Annotated in this window: 24 protein-coding genes, 1 pseudogene and 1 riboswitch; of the genes and pseudogenes, 3 read left to right on the top strand and 22 right to left on the bottom strand. The window is 42.6% G+C overall.

Features of this window, described 5'->3' with window-relative positions:
- Nucleotides 1–96: 96 nt before the first annotated feature.
- The 14 genes from rsiX to scpA all read right to left on the bottom strand — a co-directional run bounded on the left by rsiX (nucleotide 97) and on the right by scpA (nucleotide 13,098).
- Entirely contained in the window at nucleotides 97–1,203 is a 1,107-nt protein-coding gene (gene rsiX / locus M1D94_RS09840; protein WP_049141251.1) for an anti-sigma-X factor RsiX, read from the bottom strand.
- Nucleotides 1,139–1,723 carry an RNA polymerase sigma factor SigX gene (gene sigX / locus M1D94_RS09835; RefSeq protein WP_003230521.1) on the bottom strand — a complete coding sequence of 195 codons (585 nt, stop codon included), beginning with the start codon at nucleotides 1,721–1,723 and terminating at the stop codon, nucleotides 1,139–1,141. The genes rsiX and sigX overlap by 65 nt, the downstream gene beginning before the upstream one ends.
- Nucleotides 1,724–1,926: 203 nt before the next feature.
- Complete coding sequence (resE, locus tag M1D94_RS09830; protein ID WP_021481567.1) at nucleotides 1,927–3,696, bottom strand: sensor histidine kinase ResE; 1,770 nt, start codon at nucleotides 3,694–3,696, stop codon at nucleotides 1,927–1,929.
- Entirely contained in the window at nucleotides 3,693–4,415 is a 723-nt protein-coding gene (gene resD / locus M1D94_RS09825) for a DNA-binding response regulator ResD (protein ID WP_032726061.1), read from the bottom strand. The genes resE and resD overlap by 4 nt, the downstream gene beginning before the upstream one ends.
- Before the next feature lie 80 nt (nucleotides 4,416–4,495).
- Nucleotides 4,496–5,671 (bottom strand): cytochrome c biogenesis protein ResC, encoded by a 1,176-nt coding sequence (gene resC / locus M1D94_RS09820; protein ID WP_032726062.1) that lies wholly within the window; start codon nucleotides 5,669–5,671, stop codon nucleotides 4,496–4,498.
- Between the two features lie 19 nt (nucleotides 5,672–5,690).
- Nucleotides 5,691–7,319, bottom strand: a complete 1,629-nt coding sequence (gene resB, locus M1D94_RS09815) for a cytochrome c biogenesis protein ResB (protein WP_217019525.1) — start codon at nucleotides 7,317–7,319, stop codon at nucleotides 5,691–5,693.
- Nucleotides 7,316–7,855 (bottom strand): thiol-disulfide oxidoreductase ResA, encoded by a 540-nt coding sequence (gene resA / locus M1D94_RS09810; RefSeq protein WP_003230513.1) that lies wholly within the window; start codon nucleotides 7,853–7,855, stop codon nucleotides 7,316–7,318. Before resA ends, resB begins: the two co-directional genes overlap by 4 nt.
- A gap of 94 nt (nucleotides 7,856–7,949) precedes the next feature.
- Complete coding sequence (rluB, locus tag M1D94_RS09805; RefSeq protein ID WP_004398815.1) at nucleotides 7,950–8,684, bottom strand: 23S rRNA pseudouridine(2605) synthase RluB; 735 nt, start codon at nucleotides 8,682–8,684, stop codon at nucleotides 7,950–7,952.
- Between the two features lie 91 nt (nucleotides 8,685–8,775).
- Nucleotides 8,776–9,312: a spore maturation protein SpmB gene (spmB, locus tag M1D94_RS09800; RefSeq protein ID WP_003230509.1), complete on the bottom strand. Its 537-nt coding sequence runs from the start codon at nucleotides 9,310–9,312 to the stop codon at nucleotides 8,776–8,778.
- 4 nt (nucleotides 9,313–9,316) lie between these two features.
- Nucleotides 9,317–9,907, bottom strand: a complete 591-nt coding sequence (gene spmA / locus M1D94_RS09795; protein ID WP_004398980.1) for a spore maturation protein SpmA — start codon at nucleotides 9,905–9,907, stop codon at nucleotides 9,317–9,319.
- Nucleotides 9,895–11,043, bottom strand: coding sequence for a D-alanyl-D-alanine carboxypeptidase DacB (gene dacB, locus M1D94_RS09790; RefSeq protein WP_014480157.1), 1,149 nt, complete (start codon nucleotides 11,041–11,043; stop codon nucleotides 9,895–9,897). Before dacB ends, spmA begins: the two co-directional genes overlap by 13 nt.
- A gap of 122 nt (nucleotides 11,044–11,165) precedes the next feature.
- Nucleotides 11,166–11,705 (bottom strand): YpuI family protein, encoded by a 540-nt coding sequence (locus M1D94_RS09785; RefSeq protein WP_014477219.1) that lies wholly within the window; start codon nucleotides 11,703–11,705, stop codon nucleotides 11,166–11,168.
- 54 nt (nucleotides 11,706–11,759) lie between these two features.
- Complete coding sequence (gene scpB, locus M1D94_RS09780; RefSeq protein WP_003223904.1) at nucleotides 11,760–12,353, bottom strand: SMC-Scp complex subunit ScpB; 594 nt, start codon at nucleotides 12,351–12,353, stop codon at nucleotides 11,760–11,762.
- Nucleotides 12,343–13,098 carry a segregation/condensation protein A gene (gene scpA / locus M1D94_RS09775; RefSeq protein ID WP_003246108.1) on the bottom strand — a complete coding sequence of 252 codons (756 nt, stop codon included), beginning with the start codon at nucleotides 13,096–13,098 and terminating at the stop codon, nucleotides 12,343–12,345. The genes scpB and scpA overlap by 11 nt, the downstream gene beginning before the upstream one ends.
- A 281-nt stretch (nucleotides 13,099–13,379) precedes the next feature.
- On the opposite strand from scpA, the gene M1D94_RS09770 reads away from it, so the two are divergent.
- Nucleotides 13,380–13,904, top strand: a complete 525-nt coding sequence (locus M1D94_RS09770; RefSeq protein ID WP_032726064.1) for a DUF309 domain-containing protein — start codon at nucleotides 13,380–13,382, stop codon at nucleotides 13,902–13,904.
- Between the two features lie 13 nt (nucleotides 13,905–13,917).
- Here M1D94_RS09770 and ribT read toward each other — a convergent pair whose 3' ends face one another.
- From ribT to sipS, 7 genes are all read right to left on the bottom strand, one after another.
- Nucleotides 13,918–14,292 (bottom strand): GNAT family N-acetyltransferase RibT, encoded by a 375-nt coding sequence (ribT, locus tag M1D94_RS09765; protein WP_003223910.1) that lies wholly within the window; start codon nucleotides 14,290–14,292, stop codon nucleotides 13,918–13,920.
- A 112-nt stretch (nucleotides 14,293–14,404) separates the two neighbouring features.
- On the bottom strand, nucleotides 14,405–14,869 hold the full coding sequence (gene ribH, locus M1D94_RS09760) for a 6,7-dimethyl-8-ribityllumazine synthase (RefSeq protein WP_003223915.1): 465 nt from the start codon (nucleotides 14,867–14,869) through the stop codon (nucleotides 14,405–14,407).
- 32 nt (nucleotides 14,870–14,901) lie between these two features.
- Nucleotides 14,902–16,098 carry a bifunctional 3,4-dihydroxy-2-butanone-4-phosphate synthase/GTP cyclohydrolase II gene (locus M1D94_RS09755; RefSeq protein ID WP_038828558.1) on the bottom strand — a complete coding sequence of 399 codons (1,197 nt, stop codon included), beginning with the start codon at nucleotides 16,096–16,098 and terminating at the stop codon, nucleotides 14,902–14,904.
- A gap of 14 nt (nucleotides 16,099–16,112) precedes the next feature.
- The gene (ribE, locus tag M1D94_RS09750; RefSeq protein WP_014480161.1) at nucleotides 16,113–16,760 is read right to left on the bottom strand and encodes a riboflavin synthase subunit alpha; all 648 of its coding nucleotides are present in this window, start codon (nucleotides 16,758–16,760) and stop codon (nucleotides 16,113–16,115) included.
- 10 nt (nucleotides 16,761–16,770) lie between these two features.
- Nucleotides 16,771–17,856, bottom strand: coding sequence for a bifunctional diaminohydroxyphosphoribosylaminopyrimidine deaminase/5-amino-6-(5-phosphoribosylamino)uracil reductase RibD (gene ribD, locus M1D94_RS09745; protein WP_077671404.1), 1,086 nt, complete (start codon nucleotides 17,854–17,856; stop codon nucleotides 16,771–16,773).
- A 129-nt stretch (nucleotides 17,857–17,985) separates the two neighbouring features.
- A riboswitch (FMN riboswitch) is annotated at nucleotides 17,986–18,130 on the bottom strand.
- A 120-nt stretch (nucleotides 18,131–18,250) separates the two neighbouring features.
- Nucleotides 18,251–18,595, bottom strand: a complete 345-nt coding sequence (locus M1D94_RS09740) for a hypothetical protein (protein ID WP_003230488.1) — start codon at nucleotides 18,593–18,595, stop codon at nucleotides 18,251–18,253.
- 234 nt (nucleotides 18,596–18,829) lie between these two features.
- A complete protein-coding gene (sipS, locus tag M1D94_RS09735; protein WP_003246166.1) occupies nucleotides 18,830–19,384 on the bottom strand; it encodes a signal peptidase I sipS in 555 nt (184 codons plus the stop codon).
- A gap of 266 nt (nucleotides 19,385–19,650) precedes the next feature.
- Here sipS and M1D94_RS09730 point away from each other — a divergent pair, with 266 nt between their 5' ends.
- Nucleotides 19,651–19,887: a hypothetical protein gene (locus M1D94_RS09730; protein ID WP_456270514.1), complete on the top strand. Its 237-nt coding sequence runs from the start codon at nucleotides 19,651–19,653 to the stop codon at nucleotides 19,885–19,887.
- Here the strand turns inward: M1D94_RS09730 and M1D94_RS09725 are convergent.
- Nucleotides 19,830–20,036, bottom strand: a pseudogene (locus M1D94_RS09725) (zinc ribbon domain-containing protein). The gene M1D94_RS09730 and the pseudogene M1D94_RS09725 sit on opposite strands and share 58 nt — an antisense overlap.
- Nucleotides 20,037–20,205: 169 nt before the next feature.
- Between M1D94_RS09725 and M1D94_RS09720 the strand changes: the two are divergent.
- Nucleotides 20,206–20,418, top strand: a complete 213-nt coding sequence (locus M1D94_RS09720; RefSeq protein ID WP_003230479.1) for a spore germination protein — start codon at nucleotides 20,206–20,208, stop codon at nucleotides 20,416–20,418.
- Nucleotides 20,419–20,505: the final 87 nt, after the last annotated feature.

Below are 20,505 nucleotides of genomic sequence, written 5' to 3'. Positions count from 1 at the left end.
CAATCGTTACCTTGTTTTATTATACACGCACAACTTTTTTTTGAAAATTTCTATTATATGAATAGCAACTAAAAAAAGAGCCTCAAAGGGCCCATTTTAGTTTAAGAAAATCGGATTTGGAGCAGCCGGTACCGGAATTGCATCTGATACGTCATATTTGCCGATTTTGTTTGTTCTGGTTTCGGTAAAGGTCACTTCTGTGAAGCCAAACTCTTTTGCGGTTAAAAGAAGTCCCTCAATCATTAAAATACTGGCAATAGAATCCTCAACTTCTGAGTCCTTTGAGAAACGGATATATAAGTGCTTCTGTTTCTTCGTTACAGATTGGACAGTACCCGCTTGAATAAGCGGTGTTGTATCTTTTTGACTGCTCGATTCCATTTCATTAATCGCTTCTTTTACCGTATCAAAAGAATTATTTGACGGAACGAGAAAGTCTTGTCCTTGTTTATTTTGGTACAAGTAGTAGGATCGTTTTGACTGTTTGGGAATCGAAATTTCCGTAAAAGTGCCATATGAGCCAATCCGAACCCCACTCTCATTTTGATCCGATAAAAATTTGACTTTTTCATAAGGACTCCATTTTAAGGATTCTTTAAGCAATTTTTTTAACAGTGTATCATCTTTTACAGAAAATGCCGTAGCTGGCTGATGGACTCGTATACTTAATTCCTTCTGCTTTGGTTTTTCTTTTATTTCTACTTCATCTATGAAGGATGGAATTGTAATGGCATGATCCAAGATATCCAATTCACTACTTACAGTCAGCATGTCCTGGATCGTTTGGTATGCATTTGTTTTTTGAATGCTGACAGGTATGATTGCAGATGTATCGGCATCAGCAACTGCTACAGTGATGTAATTGTCTTGTTCCTTTTCAGTTACAACAAACGATGTATGATCCAGAGATGATGCAGCTTTTGGGCTGTCTTCTGTCTCAGTTTTCGTTACTGCGTTCTCTTGGGACGCTTCTTTTTGTTGAGGCTGTGCCTGATCAAAGAAATGAGGAGAAATAATGAAGGCGATATAAACCGCAATTGCAGCGGCACACGCGGGGCCAATCCACCTGACAGCGGGCTTATTTTTACGCTTTGCCATCGTCAGCCGCTTGTAAATATCCTGAGGCGAACGATGGTCTTTAACTGCCGGAAGTTGACTTAACAACTCCTTTATCTGTTCTTCGTTCCATTCTGACTTCATCATCCATTAGCTCCTCCCTCAAAAGCTCCATATGTTTCCGAAGTACTTTGAGCCCTCTGTGTTGGGTCGTTTTTACTTTGCTTTCCGAGAAGCGCAGAGCCTTGGCTGTTTCCTGTATTGAATATCCCTGAATAAACCGCAAGATAATCACAGCTCTTTGATCGATTGTACATTGATCAAGCGCAGCATAAATTTCCCGGACATTTTCATGTTGAACCGCAAGTTCGTCCGGCAGCAATTGCTGATCCCTGACATCCTGTGTATCCCAGTCAAATGTACCGAGTATACGCTGTCTGATTGTTTGCTGTTTACGAAACCAGTCTATCGCAACATGGCGTGCGATAGACAAAAGCCATGTTTTTTCACTGCTTCTTCCTTCAAACGTATGATAAGAATTTAATACCCGGATATAAACCTCTTGAAGAAGGTCTTCTGTCTGGTTTTTATCCTTTACCATATAAAATAAAAATTGGTACAAATCTTGATGATATGTATCATATAATAATTGAAAGGTTTCTTCCATTTGAAACCCCTCCGTTCACTTTTTTGTCGTATGAATAGCTTGAAAAGTTACATTACAACTATATTACGAGTAACTGGAATTTGGAAGGGAATTTATATTAACATATCCTTAAATTTTATTAATGTTGGCTATTAAAAAAACACCCGCTCAGTCAGCAGGTGTTTCTTATGGAACAAGATTCTTCGGCAAATTCAGACTCGATTTTAACGTTTTGTCGGAATATAAAAAGTAAATGTTGTTCCTTTATCTATTCGGCTGTGCACAGTAATTGATCCGTTGTGGGCTTCCACGATATTTTTAACGATAGCCAGCCCTAACCCTGTTCCTGCTCTGCCCCTTGTCCGCGCTTTATCTGCCTTATAAAACCGCTCAAAGATAAATGGCAGATCTTCTTCCGGTATGCCGGACCCGGAGTCTTTGATATCAATTTTCAATCCATCCTTCACAGAATGGACTGAAATGGAGACACTGCCACCGGATGAAGTATGCCGCAACGCGTTATCGATCAAATTGGTAAATACCTGCTCCATCTTGTCTTCATCAAACATAAATTCCTCTTCTGTGAGAGAAATGTCATGATGTAAAGCAATATTTTTTTCTTTCGCAACACCGGAAAACTTCCGAATGATCTTTTCTAAAAACTCATTCACATTGATTTTTTCATAATGTAAGCCTGTATGGCCTGATTCCATTCGGGCTAAATCAAGCAAATCATTAACTAAACGGCCCATTCGGAGCGATTCGTCATAAATGATTTGAGCAATTTCTTTCCGGTCTTCTTCAGAGCTTGCAATGTCATCGACAATTGCTTCACTGTATCCCTGAAGCATGGAGATTGGTGTTCTCAGCTCATGACTGACATTTGCGATAAAGTCCTCCCGCAGCTTATCAAGGCGGCGTTCTTCTGTCATGTCACGCAGTACGGCAACCGCTCCTCTGACGTGCGATTCCGCATAAAGCGGCGACATCAAAAGCACCCATGATCTGCCTTGCAGCGTCATCTCAATCATTTGTTCTTTTTCAGTGCTGACAGCGTTTTGAAACAGCTCTTTTGCTTCAGGCGGAAGGTTGTCGCCTTCTTTGATATTCATGTTCTGTTCATAATACCAAGCCTGAAGAAAACGTTCAGCCGGCGGGTTGGTCACAAGAATCGTACCGTCAATATTAATGGTAATAACCCCGTCAGCCATACTGCTCAAAATGTTAGAAAGCTGCTCTTTTTCTTGATTGAGCGCATTGATATGAAAGTTAAGCTGCCGGCCCATTTGATTAAAAGCGGTCGCCAGTTCACCGATTTCATCCTGAGTTAAAATCGGGATTTTTGTATCGAACTTGCCCTTCGCCAAATCCTGCGCGCCTTCTCTCATTTTTCGGAGAGGGTACGTGACCCTGCTTGATAAAAAGAATGCGAAAAATGTGGTCAGCACAATTGCAATTCCAGCGGCAAGAAAAATATAGCGGGTCGTATGTTTTGTTGTATCTTTAACGGCAAGCAAAGACTGGGATAAAAAGACCATGCCTTTCTTTCCGTCTTTTTCATACGGGACACCTACAATCAGGCGTTCATTATCCGTGTCTGTATCGCTCAGTCCCGTCCGTTTGCTTACTTTTTTATGGTCTTTGAGAGCTTTATTTAAGTCTTTGTCATGCTGTATTTGCTCAACCGTAATAGACGACAGGCGATTTTTATCATTCGGAGAATACCAGTGGTTCTTCTCATCCTGGATGATGGCAATGCTTGTTAAGTTATCAGCGAGCTCCCAAGTGATTGACCTTGCCAGTGCCTGGTCCTCGTGATTTTCTAGGATGACAGCAACTTTATTCGCAAGCTGTGTTAAATCATTCTCGGCTTCTTCCACATGGTAGTTTTCAATAAACTCCAGCAAAAGAACCGTTAAAATGAACAATACGATCAAGACGAGTGAAAGGATCGTAAACCACAGCTTGCCTACTACGCTTTTCCAAAATTTCATTCAGCGCCGACCTCAAATTTATAACCTACACCCCATACTGTGACAATTTTTTTCGCAGCTTCCGGAGATACCTTGTTCAGCTTCTCTCTCAAGCGTTTGACGTGAGTGTCCACTGTGCGTAAATCACCAAAAAACTCATATTGCCACACTTCTTTCAGAAGCTTTTCCCGATCATACACCTTGTCAGGCGTTTTCGCTAAGAAATATAGAAGCTCATACTCTTTTGGCGTCAGGCTCACTTCTGTTCCATCAGCTGTTACGCGGTGAGCATCATGGTCTATTGACAGATGTGAAAACACGAGCACATTTTTCGTCGGTGTATTGGCATTGAAATAAGAGGTTTGGGATGCTCTTCTCAAAAGGGCCTTTACACGCAGCACGACTTCTCTCGGGCTGAACGGCTTAACAATATAATCATCTGTTCCCGCTTCAAACCCCTGCACCCGGTTTGCTTCTTCTCCTTTTGCGGTCAGCATGATAATGGGTGTCGCTTTTTTTTCACGAATTTGCCGGCACACTTCAATTCCATCAGTCCCCGGCATCATCAGATCAAGCAAAATTAAGTCATAATTGGCTTCAAGCCCTTTAGTAATGGCTTCATCACCATTTTCAGCTTCATCTATAGCATAATTTTCACGTTCAAGATACATTCTTAAAAGGCGGCGAATTCTGGCTTCGTCATCAACTACTAATATTTTTGTTTCGTTCGTTTGGTCCATGTTTTCCCCCTGCTTTCCTTCTGTTACTTTCATTTTATCAAATCGCGAGAAAGTTTGAGAACTGTGTCGCTTTCAAAGGACTATGCATAAGAATGAAGTCCGGCAAGCACAAGATTTACGAATATTAAATTAAACATAATAATAGCAAAACCGATTACGGCCAGCCATGCTGACTTCTCACCGTGCCAGCCTCTTGACAGTCTTAAATGCAAGTAGGCGGCATAGAACAAAAATGTGATCAGCGCCCATACTTCCTTAGGGTCCCAGCCCCAAAATCTAGTCCACGCGAGCTGAGCCCAAATCATTGCAAAGATCAGCGCGCCGAGTGTAAAGATCGGAAATCCGATTGATACGGCCCTGTACCCAACCTCATCCACCAGATCAAGATTGACGTTTTTCACCAGCGGATGTAATAGAGCGCTGATTCTTTTTCTGATGATCAGGCGGAGAGCCCCATACAACACAAGACCTGCTCCAAATGACCAAATGACAGTGTTCACTTTTCTGCCTGAGAAAAGCGCGGGAAGATCAACAAGCGGTTCCATTCTTCCTTCGGTCAAAAGCTCTCCCTGATGCGGACCGACAAGCGCGGGCATTTCGTACACCATCACGCTTTTTTCTTTACTTTTGTCCACCCAGTTAAACTCCGCTTCATAGCCTGCAAGACGAAATGCTGATGTGATTGCAATAAAGGCGACGGTTGTGACCAGGATAAACATAATCGCTTCAAGCCAGAAGGTCTTTTTGCTTGGCTTTGTCTGGTCTACATGCTTCAAAAGAAAGATGACACCAGCGACAAAGCTGATGGCAAGTATAGCTTGCCCAAGCGCGGCCGTTGTTACATGAATATACAGCCAGTTGCTTTGGAGCGAAGGAATTAAAGGCGAGATATCTGTCGGAAACATGCTGGCGTAGGCAATCAGCAATAAAGCAATTGACAGCGTAAACAGGCCTAATGAAGGCAATCTATAGAGAAAATAAAGAATGATAAACGCCAAAACAAGCATCATGCCAAAAGCGGTGGTGAATTCAAACATATTGCTGACCGGCGCATGGCCGCTGGCAGCCCACCTTGTGATGAAATATCCAAGGTGGCAGAAAAAACCGACAATAGAAAGGGTGATTCCAATGTTGGCCCATCGGTTTGGCTTGCCCTTTTTATCTTTATTCCCGCGTATGGCCCCGCCGAAGATCGGGACAGCGATTAAATACACAAGAAAGGCCGCATAAAGAAAATTTCCGCTCAGCTCTGCCATGACATCACTCCCTTTTCGCCTATTTCTGTGTTTTGATTAATTCTTTTTGGTCCACCGGTTCAGTCAGTCCGGAATCAGCCAATATAAATGCTAAATCCTTCTTCAGGCCAAACCAGTTTTTATTGGTATGCCCCGCTACCATAACTGCACCGTCCTGTGAGTGCAGCCAAATTCTTCGATGCTGCCAGTACATACCTTGAATAACACCGATCATAAAAATGGCTCCGCCGACAGCAAGCACCCAGAGTGTAAGGTCCTTTCTGACTGTAAGTCCAGTAATGTTTTTCGTTTCGACATGGTCAAATTTCAGCTTGTATTTATTATTGCCTGATCCTTCGATGGTTTCTTGGATGGCGACAAAGCTCTTTTCGCCTTTCGGTTTGTCCGGCGTTATAATATTAAAGACAAAAGCCGGATTGTTAGGGATCTTTGTTTTTGTGCTCGGCTCTCCGTCCTGATTAAAATAGAAGTCAGGCAGGTAGCTGGCGATTTCCACCTTGTAACCGTTGCCAAGATCATAGACCGAATCTGGATCCAGAAGGTTGATCTTCAGGCTCCCAAAGGATTTTTTTGTTTTTTTATCAATCAGCTGGAACACCATTTGGTCAAGCTGATTCTCTTTGTAATCCACCTGGTAAACGGAAAAAGAATCAAAACGCAGCGGCTGATTGACACGGATGTCTTCTTCTGTTACTTTTTTCAGCTTCGGCTTCTCGCCATAAACAATTTTTCCTTCTCTCTTGTAGAGTACGGCATCGGTTTGAAAGTTCTTTGCCACTCTACCGTCCCCGACTCTGTCAATGGCATCTGCAAATACCTTTTTTTCTGTTTTTCTGTTATAGGTCTCTACGCTGAATTGATTGTTTTTCAAATAATATTTTCCGTCTGTACCCGGAATTGCTGCGGTTTCGCCTTCTCTGACCCAAAGCGTCTCATCGACGTACATGCCAGGCACAAATCTCAGCATCGCACCAATCAGAAAGATGATCAATCCAATATGGTTGACATACGGGCCCCAGCGGGAAAAGCGTCCTTTTTCAGCAAGAATGCTGCCCTCTTTTTCTCTGATTCTATAATGTTTTTTCTTTAATAGAGCAACTATCTTTTCTTTCGATTCCCCGTTCAGTACTGTAACTGTTTCACTGAACAAGCGCTGCCTTCTTAAAAAAGCCGGGCTCCTTCTGACGCCTTGGTTTTTTAACGCTCTGTACAACGGAATGACCCGATCAAGGCTGCAAATCACAAGTGAAATGCCGATCGAGGCAATGAGCAGCAAATACCACCAAGAACCATATAAATGATGAAACCCGAGCAAATAATAAAGCTGGCCGAACGTGCCGTACTGCTCCTTGTAATAAGTATCAGCCTGTGCGCCCGGAGGCAGATAGGCTTCCTGGGGAAAAATGGTGCCGAACGCTGATGCGGCAAGGGTTATGACGATAAGCCATATTCCCACCTTAACCGAGGAAAAGAAATTCCAAATTTTATCGATGATCGTTTTGTTATAGGTTTGCGAACGTCTTGCGCTTCCGTCATATCTCATATCAGCGAGCGGAGGTTGAGTTTCCTGAAGAGCTCTTCCGCACGATTCGCATAAAACGGTTCCGACCGGGTTTATATGTCCGCATTCACATTTGACTTGCTTCATCCCGAAGTCTCTCCGGGTTTTATGAGATTCATATAATCGTGTATCATGCTTTCTGTCATAGTGCCGGTCACCACCTTGACAACTTTTCCTTCCGGATTGATCAAAAAGGTTGTCGGAAGCGGAGATACGTCATAGGCATCAAGCACTTGGCGATCTGTATCCAGAACAACCGGGAAATTGACTCCGTAGGATTTCATAAAATTATGTACTGCTATCTTTGACTCCCCAACATTTACAGCGACAATTTCAACACCTTGGCTTTTAAAATGCTTATATTGGTTTGCCATATAAGGAAACTCTTTTTTGCACGGTTCACACCATGTACCCCAGAAATTCAAAAAAACACCTTTCCCTTTTAAGTCACTGAGCTCGATACGTTTCCCATTCGTATCCTCAAGGACAAAATTCGGTGCGTCGGACCCTTCGGATATACTCTCTTTGCCGGCAAATACAGCATTGTAAATGGTATAGCCGAGTGCGCAGATTAAAACGAGAAGGATGCCGGTCCGAATGAATAAACGCCTTTTTTTCTTCATTGTCCACTGCCCCCTTCCCCCTATTGCAGATCCATTCAATTATATCATTGCACGTTCATTTCACATTTCTTACTTTTTGAAGGTTATGTGAAATTTAGAAAGCGTTTTTACCGTGATCCGCCAGTGCTCTGAGCCTTTTTACTTCGTGAGGCGTAAGCTCTCTGGCATCGCCCGTGTGCAGGCCTCGCAGGTTTAAAAACGCGTATTCCTCACGCTTCAGCTTGATTACCTCATGTCCGATCGCTTCAAACATGCGGCGCACCTGTCTGTTGCGTCCCTCATGGATCGTCAGCTGAATAATGCTTGTCTGCTTTTTCTTATCCAAGGACAGCAGCTTCGCTTTAGCAGGCGCTGTTTTGCCTTCTTCCAGCCTAATTCCGCGCTCCAGCTTTCTGAGCAGCTCTTTAGGCGGGATTCCTTTCACCTTCGCCACGTATGTTTTGTCTATTTCATACTTAGGGTGCATCAGCTTATTGGCGAATTCGCCGTCATTGGTTAAAAGCAAAAGACCGCTCGTATCATAGTCCAGACGCCCAATCGGATAAATGCGCTGCGGAATATTTTTAAAAAAGTCCGTCACCACTTTGCGTCCTTTATCATCTTGCGCTGCGGAAATAACGCCTCTTGGTTTATATAAGAGAAAGTAAACCGGCTCTTCGCGTTCAACCTTTAACCCGTTTACCTCAATCTGATCAGAACCGGTGACCTTAACACCTAGCTCTGTTACTACTTTGCCATTCACCTTTACTTTTCCTTCTTTAATCAGCTCTTCTGCCTTTCTGCGCGACGCAACTCCGGCATGAGCAATCACTTTTTGCAGTCTTTCCATGTCTTTCACCTCAAGTATTATCTTACTTTTTTCAACCTTAACAAACAAGCTTTTTCAAATTCCTATGCCAAATCTAAAAAAAACGCCGTTTTCAGGCGCTCCCAAATAATAACGTAACGATGATGATAGATGCAACTACGCCAATTAAATCTGCAAGAAGTCCCACCTTTAATGCATCACCCATTTTTTTAATGCCGACTGCTCCGAAATACACAGTCAGTACGTAAAGCGTTGTATCTGTAGATCCCTGCATGACGGAAGCCAGCCTGCCGATAAAGGAATCGGGCCCGTATACTGCAATTAAATCGGTCGTCATTCCGAGAGCGGCCGTACCGGAGATCGGGCGGATCAGAGCAAGCGGCACTACTTCAGCAGGGATGCCGATAGCGGAGAAAGCCGGTTTTAAAAGATCCATTATAAAATCAAGCGCGCCTGATGATCTGAAAACAGTTATAGCGACAAGCATTCCGACTAAATAGGGGATAATGGAAAAGGCAATTTCTATCCCCTCTTTCCCGCCTTCGACAAACGATTCATATGTTGGAACCTTTTTGATCGTTCCATAAAGAAGAATTCCGGCAATAATGATTGGAATCATGGCTAAAGACAGCCAGTTGATGATTTCCATCCGCTCACCTTCCCTTCTTTTTGCGGCGGTAATAAAAATACCGATCAATGATAATGGCACCGATTCCGGAAATAAGCGTTGCCAAAATGCTTGGCCCGACGATATCTGTCGGCGTTTTGGAGGAATAAGCCATTCGGACAGCGATCACCGTTGTCGGGATGAGTGTGATGCAGGACGTATTAACAGCTAAAAAAGTAATCATTGACCGGCTTGCTTCCGATCGGTTTCCATTCAGCTTTTTCATTTGTTCCATTGCTTTAATGCCAAGCGGAGTTGCTGCATTTCCGAGGCCGAAGAAATTCGCCATAAGATTAGATAAAATATAGCCCATCGCCGGGTGATCCGGCGGTATATCAGGGAACAGTTTAGATATAAAAGGCCTGCACATCCGGCTGAAAATATCCAAAAGCCCTGACTGCTCGGCGATTTTCATTAAGCCAAGCCAGAAAACAAGCACGCTCATCAATCCAAATGAAATCGTAATCGCTTCTTTCGCACCCTTAAACACGGCTTCATTTACATCTTGCAGAGTTCCGTTGCACATCGCAAAAACGAGTCCGATCACGGTTAAACTGACCCAAATTATATTGACCATTTTGCTCCGCCTGCCGCATTCAGAAAGATTGATTTAAACGTTTCAAAAAATTGTTTCTTCGGTTTTTGATGCCGCTCATTTTCATAATAGATCGGCACTTTTGCGATGGTTGCATCGTTGAACATGATCTCCATGTGCCCTACGATGTCAGGGATTTTCGAGGCATCTTTTTCCCATGCTTTTTTCGGCTTGAGCAGTGTGGTATTAATTTTCACATCTTCTTTTTCCTCTTCAGTCAGCAAATAGGTGATATCACGTTTGATAAAAGCCTTCGATTCATAAAATGTGCCTTTCAGCTTTGGAATATCCCCTTTTTTTGCAATTAAATAGGTTTGATAATGCTCAAACACATAGTTAAACATCTTCATATGGTCATCCCAATCATTAGGGTCATTAATGGTGACGGCTATCAGGTCAATGCCGTCCTTTGAAGCCGTAGAGACCAGTGTCCGTTTTGCAAGTTTTGTATAGCCTGTTTTTCCTCCTGTGCTGTACGGATATAGCATGGTCAGCAGTTTATTTTTGTTTTTCCATACGCTTTCCATCGTTTCCGCTTTGTATATTTTTGTGCCTGAAATCTTTTGATAGTCTTTCAGCTTCATAGCATACTTAGTTAAAATGGCCATGTCATAGGCTGTTGAATAATGATTTTCATGGTCGTCCAATCCGTGCGGGTTTTGAAAACGGGTGTTTTTCATACCAAGCTGCTCGGCTTTTTGATTCATCATATAAACAAACCCATCGAGGCTCCCACCGACATGCTCAGCAATCGCGACAGCGGCGTCGTTTCCTGATCTTAGCATCAGGCCATACACAAGATCTTTTAGCTTCACTTTTTGACCTTCTGTTAAATAAATGGCGGAGCCTTCTGTTCTGACAGCATTTGCCGAAACCGTCACCGTTTGATCCATTTTGCCGGATTCGATGGCGAGGACGGCGGTCATAATTTTTGTGATGCTCGCGATCCGCCTTTTTTGATGCTCATCCTTGGCATATAACACTCTGCCTGACGCACCGTCAATAATGATCGCGCTTTTTGCACTGACATCTATAGCAGCATGTGCTGTATTCACATTTACGGTTGCAATAAGAAAAGAAATCATGATCACGAATACTGCTTTTTTGAAAATGCGCATGTTTGCTCACGTCCTTGTGGTGGTTTGTACAAGTTTATGCGCATGTCCATCAGTTATGAATAACAATTATATTTCTGGAAGCAAACATAAAAAAACTCTCCCTGAAAAAGGGAGAGTAAACGTTATCTGATTGGCGCCATGCTTGATCCGGACGCTTCGTAATGAGCCAGCTCTTCCCTCATCTTCAGAAAGGCCGCGCTCAACGGCAATAATAATTGCTCAAGCGACGCAGGAACAGCATGATAAAACTCAATTGCGCTGACCCCGGTATAAGACGCCCGGCTATTTTCACACCACGTGTCTTTTTTCGGCATAAAGAACTCTTCAATGCATTGGTGATACACATTATAAAGTGTTTTTTCCGCTCTGGCTTCCTGAAAAGGCTCCTGCATCAGGAGACGGCGGCACGCTTCTGCGCCTCCTTCACAAAATACTGCCATTCTTCTCAGAGTGCTCAGCACATCACAGCAGTATCCTTTTTCAATAGGCAATTCAGCCTGTAAGGACTCAAGCGTCGTTTGATTTAGGTAATCGTTCACGGTATTGACAACCATTGATAAGAATTCGCCTGTTTTTTGAGTCTGCGCTCGCACAATCGAATGTCCCATTTCGTTTGGTATCTTCCCCTCATGTCTTTGTCTCTCACATTTTGCTTCTTTCATGATAGCTTCTTCCTTATATCTTATGATGATGAAAAAGCGCGATTCATTAAACTTCTATTTTATATCTTCGAAGGTTTGGTTAAAGTTTTCAAAAAATAAATCTGCTTCTTCTTGAAGAACGTCTTCTTCCGCATTTTCAGGCAGCGGCGGAAGCTCGTCCAGCGTTTTCAGACCGAATTGTTCAAGAAAAGTCGGCGTAGTACCGTATAAAATGGCCCGCCCCGGACCATCGGCACGCCCTACTTCACACAATAGCGCCTTCGCGACAAGACTGTGTAAAATCCGCTCTGATTTTACTCCTCTGATTTCTTCAATTTCTGCTCTCGTAATTGGCTGTTTGTATGAAACAATGGCCAGTACTTCTAAAGATGCTTGAGAAAGGCCCTTTGACGGCACTTCAATCAGTTTTTTCAAGTAAGGCGCAAAGTCTTTTTTGGTAGAGAGCATGTACGTATCTGCATACTCAATAAGTTCAATCCCTCGTGTATCTCCGCGGTATTCGTCCGCCACATCCGCCATGATCGTGTTCAGTTCAGGCTCTTCGATTTCAAGCACTGTTAACAGCTGCTTTTTTGTAAGCCCTTCATCGCCTGCCGCATAAAGAAGGGCTTCCACAATAGCTTTCCAATTCACGATATCAAGCCCCATGAATGGATTCACTCCCCGTAATGTAAATATCTGAAAAATTGTGCTCCTGTTCAATGAGGACCAGCTGATTTTTCATCAGCTCGAGAACAGCTAGAAAGGTCACTACTAAATGTTCTTTTTGCTCATATGGAAACAGATCCATAAAGTTGATTCTCGTTCCTCTAGATTTCAAGCTGTGCACGATTTCGTTCATTCTGGCTTCGATTGGTATGTCCTGTCTTGTAATTGTTGTTTCCATCGGCCTGTTTATTTTTTTGCGTTTCAGCACTTTTTGAAAAGCTCCGATCATATCATAGACCGTGACAGAGAGCTTTTGCTCAGACTGTTTTACTTCTTTTGCATATTCACTCAAATCACTCGGCGGTTTCGTGAACGATTTTTGTCTTTCTTCTTCCCGTTCTTTTAAATCCTTCGCCGCATCTTTATATTTTCGATACTCAATCAGCTTTTCAATCAGTTCCTCCCGCGGATCTTCTTCTTCAAGTAATTCATCTTCAAAAAGCTCCTCCTCTTGCTTCGGGAGCAGCATTCTGCTTTTAATGCTGAGCAGCGTGGCAGCCATAACCAAATACTCGCTGGCAATGTCGAGCTCAAGCACACGCATCGTATGTACATATAATAAATATTGTTCAGTGATCTTCGCCACAGGTATATCATATATGTCAATTTCAAGACGATTGATTAAATGAAGCAGCAGGTCCAATGGGCCCTCAAACGTATCAATTTTCACTTGATATTCTTCCATCATCTCACCATTTTCAAGTATCACTCTCATTGCCGGAAAAACTGGCTACCCTATAGTATAAGCCACCAAAAAGCTCTCGTCCAATACTATTTCATTTCCTGTTTTGAACAAGTTTTGTACAGAATATTCAAAACACGAGAGGTGTTTGCTGGGAGCGCAGAAGCGGGAGAAAAAGCCTTAGCTTCTGGTTTTCCTTTCTAAGAAGCAATAGAGGCCGAGCGTTCTTTTTTCCTTTTATCCCTTCTATGGTACACTAAAAGCACATTAAAGGAGGAAACACCTTGTATCCGAAAGCTTATATAGATTATCTCGTTGAGTTTCACGCGACACGGGATTATTTTGAATGCCATGAAATATTAGAAGAATATTGGAAGGAAGATCCGCCAAAGAAACGAAAACGCTATTGGGTGGGCTTTATTCAGCTTGCAGTGGCTTTATATCATCACAGAAGGCAGAATACAGCCGGAGCAAAAAGACTGATGGCGAACAGCATCCGGATTCTTCAAGCAGAACACCGGGCAGTCGAAGACTTAGGGCTTGATCATGGCCGTTTGCTCGAACTTATGCAATCGGTTTACGAACAAATCGAGACGGGCTCTGCCTATAAAAGCATTATGCTGCCAATCAAAGATGAGAAACTGGAGGAAGCATGCAGGATCGAATGCAGGAAAAAAAAGTATACATGGGGACAGCCCAGTGCACTCAGGAACATATTTCTTATCGACAAACACCGTTTGCGGGATCGGACTGACGTCATCCGTGAACGTGAAAAAGAAATAGAACGCAGAAAAAAAAGCAGAGGCTGATGACAGCCTCTGCTTAATTATTGTATGAAATGTCTTGATCCTGCTGACCTTGACAACGTTCGAAAAAGCTCTGCGTTAATTCATTTGGAACCAGTACTTGCGTTTTGAATAAATGCTTTAAAGCATCCATCATCTGTTTTCCGATTCCTTGATGGCGATGAGAAGGATTCACACTGATATGCCGGATCTCAACCTCAGAATCCTTTTTTTCGACTCCGATTGCTCCGACGATATCCTCGTCCTCTTTCCAAAGAAAGAGCTGGCGGTCTGTATCCGTTTCGTAGTCCTTAATTGTCTGCTGAAGCTGCTTAAGGTCTTTTTCATTCGGCATAAACGAAAGAAGCCCCATCGCAATCTTTTCAAACGATTTTTTATAACGAATTAACATAAAAACCCCTCTATATCCAAAATGTCCAGTCTGCTATTAACGGATACGAATAGGTGATCCGTTTTCTCACATTATATCATTTTCGCCATATTTTTAAACTGTTTTCAGCAAATTATTCAAATGAGCGGTTTAAATTTGCCATTTCAATGGCAGAAACAGCACAATCTACACCTTTGTTGCCCGCTTTTGTGCCCGCACGCTCGATGGCCTGTTCGATGTTTTCAGTTGTTACAATTCCAAAGATGACAGGTACACCAGTAGTGTTTGCTGCTTGCGCGATGCCTTTTGCAGCTTCATTGCAGACATAATCGTAATGCGTCGTAGCGCCTCTGATGACAGTGCCCAATGTGATAATAGCATCATATTTTTTTGTTTCCGCCATTTTTTTCGCAGCAAACGGTATTTCAAATGCGCCTGGAACCCAAGCCACATCAATGTCATTTGTGTCTACGCCATGTCTGAGCAGCGCATCTTCTGCTCCGCTCAGCAGCTTGCTCGTAATAAAATCATTAAATCTTCCTACTACGATTCCGATTTTAAGACCTGTACCAACTAAATTTCCTTGTATGATATTCATATGATTCCCATCCTTTTTTGTGATATTTGTGATTAGAAATGAAGTAAATGACCTAGCTTGTTCATTTTGGTTTGCAAATATTTTTTATTGTGTTCTTTCGCCTCCATTTGAAGCGGCACTCTTTCTGAAATACTGAGTCCGTAGCCTTCAAGGCCTGCGATTTTTCGCGGATTATTCGTCAAAAGCTTCATATTCCGGACACCGAGGTCGCGTAAAATTTGTGCTCCGATGCCATAGTTGCGAAGATCCGGCAAGAATCCAAGCGCCTCATTGGCTTCTACGGTGTCATAACCTTGTTCCTGAAGCTTATAAGCTTTTAATTTATTGATTAAACCGATGCCTCGTCCTTCTTGGCGCAAGTACAGAAGCACTCCACGGCCTTCTGCGGCAATTTGGTTCAGCGCGGCGTGCAGCTGCGGTCCACAGTCACAGCGATGAGAGCCAAACACGTCACCTGTGAGACATTCTGAATGTACCCGGACCAATACCGGGTCTTCTCCGAACGGCACATCTCCCATCACAAATGCGACATGCTCTTTTCCATCTACCTCATTTGTGTATCCATAAACCTTAAATGTCCCAAAATCAGTAGGCAGCGTAATGTCAACTTCACGCTCGACGAGTGTTGTCAGATTGTAACGGTATTGAATCAAATCCTTAATGGTGATCATTTTTAATTGATGCTTTTTCGCAATTTCAATGAGCTCAGGCACTCTCGCCATCGTTCCGTCTTCATTCATAATTTCACAAATGACGCCGGCTCCTGGAGATCCGCAGGCTTCAGCAAGATCAACAGCAGCTTCTGTATGGCCCGCTCTTTTCAGGACACCTCCTTTTTTCGCAATCAGCGGAAAAATGTGCCCCGGACGCTGAAAATCAGATGGCACGGATGTGCTGTCCAGCAATGCTTGAACGGTAAAAGATCTTTCTTGAGCGCTGATACCTGTCTTCGTTTCACGATGGTCTATGCTTACGGTAAATGCAGTGTGGTGAGAATCTGTATTATGCTCAACCATAGGGTGAAGATCAAGCCTGTCTGCAATTTCCTCACTGAGCGGCGTGCAGATCAGTCCTCTCCCATGTGTCGCCATAAAGTTAATGACTTCCGGCGTTGCATGCTCGGCAAGAGCCACAAAGTCTCCTTCATTTTCTCTGTCTTCATCATCTACAACGATGATGACTTCGCCTTTTTTTAAAGCGTCCAGTGCTTCTTCTATCGGATGAAACATGCAAATCTTCCTCTCTAAAAGCCGTTTTCGCTTAAGAAGGCTTTTGTAATGGTTTGTTGGGTCTTATTTTCATTGGCTTTATGCAAAAATCGATACATATATTTTCCGATCATATCGCATTCGATATTCACTTTAGAGCCGATCGTTTTTTCTGAAAAGATCGTTTCGCTGATCGTATGCGGTATTAAGGAAATCGTCACTGTGTCTTCTGTCAGGCCGAATATGGTTAAGCTCACGCCATCCACAGTAATTGATCCCTTTAAAACCAATGTTTTTGTTAATGACGGGTCCATTTTTAAATCATAGTAAACTGCGTTGCTTTTCTCTTCAATTCGTGTGATTTCCGCAGTTCCGTCGACATGGCCTGAGACGAAATGGCCTCCGAAACGGCCGTTTGCCGCCATTGCTCTTTCCAGATTTACTTTGCTTCCTTTTGTTAAATCATTCAGTGACGTAGCTTTGACTGTTTCAGGCATAACATCCACTGTGAATTGATTTTTTGTAAAATCAGTGACAGTCAGACAAATGCCGTTCACTGCAATGCTGTCGCCAAGATGAACATCCTCTAAAATCTTTGAGCATTTAATTGTTAAGGCCATTGAATGCCCTGCTTTTTTCATGGATTCGATTGTGCCTGTTTCTTCGATAATTCCTGTAAACATGGTCACCATCCTATTCCTTTGTCGGTTTTGCCGTCAGTTTGATATCACGGCCGATTTGGGTTATATCAGTGAATTGTAATAAGGGGACATCTTTCATTGATTGAAAACCTTCACCGGAGATTAAGCTGGGAGCATGCGTTCCTCCGATTAGTTTAGGGGCAAAATAGAAGATGATTTCTTGAAAACAGCCTTCTTTGACAAAGCTTCCGTGAACAGCTGAACCGCCTTCCACATACACCGACATGATGCCTTCTTCCGCTAGGATCTTCAAAACATCGGGAATTTGAATGCGCTCGGTTTCAAGTGTAAATATGTTCACTCCGAAAGCTGAAAGCCGTTTTTTCTTTTCCTCGTCTGCGCGTGCCGTCGTAAAAATCCATGTCGGCGCTATTTGATCGCAAATCACTTTAGCGTCCTCAGGAATCGAGAGTACGGTATCAAGTATGACCCGAACCGGCTGTTTTGTTACATTCGGCAGTCTGCAGGTTAAGCTCGGATTGTCGGCTTTCACTGTGCCAACTCCGACTAAAATGCTTTGGTGTGTTTTCCTGTATTGCTGAGCATCCTGTCTTGCAGCCTCTGACGTGATCCATTTGCTGTCACCCGTGCTGGTAGCTATCTTGCCGTCAAGGCTGGCAGCCGCTTTTAGCGTGACGTACGGAAGGCCTGTCCTCATAAAGTGCAGAAATTTTTCATTCAGCCTCTCCGCCTGGTCTGCCAGGATGCCTTCCCTTACCTCAATGCCGGCTTCTTTCATCATGCTGATCCCTCTTCCAGCCACAAGCGGATTAGGATCTCTCATCGCTACGAACACTCTTTTGATGCCAGAGTTGATAATCAATTCTGCACATGGCGGTGTTTTTCCGTAATGGCTGCACGGTTCGAGTGTAACGTAAATATCGGCACTCTCTGCATGTGCTCCAGCCATATGGATGGCATGAACTTCTGCATGAGCTTCACCATATTTTAAATGGGCGCCCATTCCGACAATTTGTCCGTCCTTTACGACAACAGCGCCGACGAGCGGATTGGATTCGGTCTGTCCTTCGCCCTGCTTCGCAAGATCTAACGCCAGCTTCATATAATACTCTTCCATTTGTTTCCCTCCCCTCTTTTGTTATTTACCGTCAAAAAAGCCCCGAATTTATAAAAAATTCGGGGCTTTAGGTATTTTACGCAATAGGAAATAACACTATGCATTTTTGAACCATTTGCATAGCGGTTCATCATCCTTCTCCCATCCAGACTTTCACTGTCGGCTTCAGCTTAAACTGAATCCACCGCGTGCTTATGCACACGGGTCACGGGCTCTAAAGCAAATGTGCTTTACTACCGCCGGTCGGGATTTCCACCCTGCCCCGAAGGATACAATCTTTATTCATTTGTCCTTATTGGCTATTATAGCGATCCTTTTTAAAGTACGCAATGAAATAAACTTACAATTTGAGAAAAACAAAACATCACCCTTCGATCCGAAAGGTGATGTTTTGTTAATCATTCACTTTTGCAACCTTGATTAATCCGTCGATCCGCTTTGATTTGCTGAAGTATGCCTTAATCTTGTCACCTTCTTTTATATCAGATAAATCCTGATTTAATTTTTTTCCGTTGAAGATGATTTTCGTTCCGTTTTCTGCTACTCCATGATACTCTGAGCCGTCAATTTTCGTCACTTTATATTCCTGGATGGTGTATTCCTCTTCTTCCGAGGACAAGGTTTGTCCAATTGCTGTCGGAACATCCTTCAGCTCAACATCATTTATGTACATATAACCGCCTGCAAGTAAAAGCAAAAGCACTAACAGAATGGTAATCTTGGTTTTTATTCTTCCCATTTCTAAACCTCCAGCCAATATGAATCTATTCATTCATATGAGTTATTCCTTTTTTTCATGAATAAAAAACCGTAAATTCTCGTAAATTATTAATATAACGATGCATAACGGGAATATGTTTCACATTTCTGCAAAAATTTCTTTTCTATAGATATACGAATTTATGTTCTGTTTTTAGGGGATGACCGTAAAAAAGATATAAAAAAAGCAGCCCCAATGGGAAACTGCTTGATCCTAATTTGTTTTGCGCATTTCGTTAAACGGGTAGAAAACAAACTTTGACGTACCCGCAATTTGTTTTTTCGTGAAGAGGCCAAGTCCGTTACGGCTGTCCATGGAATTCCGACGATTGTCACCCATCACAAAATACTTGTTATCAGGCACTTTAACCGGGCCGAAATCATCGGTCAAATGGTCAAAACCGTCCTGTTTCGCTCTCTTTTTATTAGCCGCCAAATAAGGTTCGTCCACCTTTTTCCCGTTGATATAGAGCTGGTCATTTTTCATCTCAACCGTATCGCCGGGAAGGCCAATAATACGTTTGACATAGTGAACATCATCTCCATTTAACACGACGATGTCTCCTCTATCAAACTCGCCGATGTATTTGACTGTCATATTGACAAAGACCCTTTCACGGTTGTGAAGTGTAGGATACATAGAGTCACCATCAACGACATACGGCGCAAAAATAAAGTTGCGGATGAGCAAAGCAAGAACGACAGCAATCACAATTGCTTTTGCCCATTCTAATATTGATTTTTTCTTCGAAACATTTTCTGATTTCAACTGATTTCCTCCAATAAACAACGGTCTTCAATTTATGTTATCACGAATCGAAAAAAAATCCCATTAGGACCATTGAAGTGATTTTACAAACTGTTAATCTTCATCTTCTACCCACATCATGCCTATTTTTTCTTGTCGATCATAACTAAGCCTGCAAATATTGAAAGAAATGAATCGCATAATTCAGAAGCGGTGGACTCAGAAGAAAGAGAGTTCTCATATGCTAAATCTTTAGATCGTATATAAGGTATGAGGTTAGGAACAGTTTGTTCATTTACTGCATTCCATTGATGTCCCAGTCCATGATACCCATGGCATTTGACAAAACAATTCACGTCATGAAGGTTACTGGAATGTTTGCAGCAACCTATTTCGCAGGTGATAACCGCACCCCATTTTTTGCTTTCATAATAGGTTTAAAATCATTCAAGCTCGAAAACATGGATCAGCCTCCAAAAAATAAATCGAATATATTCCCAGCAGTTGAAGACTCTTTATTATAAAACTCTGAATATCCGCAGTTCTTACAGTAAACCACTAGAAATCAGTTATGCTGCACGTCAAACAGCTTTGATATTCCCGTACCGGTTGTGGCTATTTCTTTTTGTCCGGCTTCAGTACTGCCGCATTTTCTACAGCCTTTGTTGTCCATATCGCGATCTCCTTTTCATTACATCACGTTTATTTGATTTATTTTACTACAAAATACCAATCCCAATGAACAGGCATCTCCTAAATATTTTTGCCATTAAGTTTACGCTAATCAACTCTAGCACTAATACATATAAAAAATAGAATGATATGAAAGGAGACTTGATAGTATGATTGATTATCCTATTAATATAAACAACGTTTCCGGGAACAGCGTAATTAACGTAGGCGGCGCTTTTATGATCAGGCCTTTAACTTTGTCCAAATCTGTGTTTGGCTCCGGAGGTTTAAACACAGGAATTGTCTTTGAAAATAACTTTGTAAGCAAGGCTAAAATGATTAATCATCAATTTACTGATCAGAACGTCACCAAAACTTTTTAATGTATTCAATACACGGGGGTCACTAACTAAACACCTGGTTTTGCCAACCGCCATCAGCATTCGGCGGTTTTTTATTGAACATTTTTG

The sequence above is a fragment of the Bacillus sp. JZ109 genome, from assembly GCF_053903135.1.
This window is presented reverse-complemented; position numbering and strand designations above follow the sequence as displayed.

What these genes read in the sequence shown, in the direction of transcription:
- rsiX (WP_049141251.1), bottom strand. Translation starts at nt 1,203, where the DNA reads ATGATGAAGTCAGAATGGAACGAAGAACAGATAAAGGAGTTGTTAAGT.
- sigX (WP_003230521.1), bottom strand. Translation starts at nt 1,723, where the DNA reads ATGGAAGAAACCTTTCAATTATTATATGATACATATCATCAAGATTTG.
- resE (WP_021481567.1), bottom strand. Translation starts at nt 3,696, where the DNA reads ATGAAATTTTGGAAAAGCGTAGTAGGCAAGCTGTGGTTTACGATCCTT.
- resD (WP_032726061.1), bottom strand. Translation starts at nt 4,415, where the DNA reads ATGGACCAAACGAACGAAACAAAAATATTAGTAGTTGATGACGAAGCC.
- resC (WP_032726062.1), bottom strand. Translation starts at nt 5,671, where the DNA reads ATGGCAGAGCTGAGCGGAAATTTTCTTTATGCGGCCTTTCTTGTGTAT.
- resB (WP_217019525.1), bottom strand. Translation starts at nt 7,319, where the DNA reads ATGAAGCAAGTCAAATGTGAATGCGGACATATAAACCCGGTCGGAACC.
- resA (WP_003230513.1), bottom strand. Translation starts at nt 7,855, where the DNA reads ATGAAGAAAAAAAGGCGTTTATTCATTCGGACCGGCATCCTTCTCGTT.
- rluB (WP_004398815.1), bottom strand. Translation starts at nt 8,684, where the DNA reads ATGGAAAGACTGCAAAAAGTGATTGCTCATGCCGGAGTTGCGTCGCGC.
- spmB (WP_003230509.1), bottom strand. Translation starts at nt 9,312, where the DNA reads ATGGAAATCATCAACTGGCTGTCTTTAGCCATGATTCCAATCATTATT.
- spmA (WP_004398980.1), bottom strand. Translation starts at nt 9,907, where the DNA reads ATGGTCAATATAATTTGGGTCAGTTTAACCGTGATCGGACTCGTTTTT.
- dacB (WP_014480157.1), bottom strand. Translation starts at nt 11,043, where the DNA reads ATGCGCATTTTCAAAAAAGCAGTATTCGTGATCATGATTTCTTTTCTT.
- M1D94_RS09785 (WP_014477219.1), bottom strand. Translation starts at nt 11,705, where the DNA reads ATGAAAGAAGCAAAATGTGAGAGACAAAGACATGAGGGGAAGATACCA.
- scpB (WP_003223904.1), bottom strand. Translation starts at nt 12,353, where the DNA reads ATGGGGCTTGATATCGTGAATTGGAAAGCTATTGTGGAAGCCCTTCTT.
- scpA (WP_003246108.1), bottom strand. Translation starts at nt 13,098, where the DNA reads ATGGAAGAATATCAAGTGAAAATTGATACGTTTGAGGGCCCATTGGAC.
- ribT (WP_003223910.1), bottom strand. Translation starts at nt 14,292, where the DNA reads ATGTTAATTCGTTATAAAAAATCGTTTGAAAAGATTGCGATGGGGCTT.
- ribH (WP_003223915.1), bottom strand. Translation starts at nt 14,869, where the DNA reads ATGAATATCATACAAGGAAATTTAGTTGGTACAGGTCTTAAAATCGGA.
- M1D94_RS09755 (WP_038828558.1), bottom strand. Translation starts at nt 16,098, where the DNA reads ATGTTTCATCCGATAGAAGAAGCACTGGACGCTTTAAAAAAAGGCGAA.
- ribE (WP_014480161.1), bottom strand. Translation starts at nt 16,760, where the DNA reads ATGTTTACAGGAATTATCGAAGAAACAGGCACAATCGAATCCATGAAA.
- ribD (WP_077671404.1), bottom strand. Translation starts at nt 17,856, where the DNA reads ATGGAAGAGTATTATATGAAGCTGGCGTTAGATCTTGCGAAGCAGGGC.
- M1D94_RS09740 (WP_003230488.1), bottom strand. Translation starts at nt 18,595, where the DNA reads ATGGGAAGAATAAAAACCAAGATTACCATTCTGTTAGTGCTTTTGCTT.
- M1D94_RS09720 (WP_003230479.1), top strand. Translation starts at nt 20,206, where the DNA reads ATGATTGATTATCCTATTAATATAAACAACGTTTCCGGGAACAGCGTA.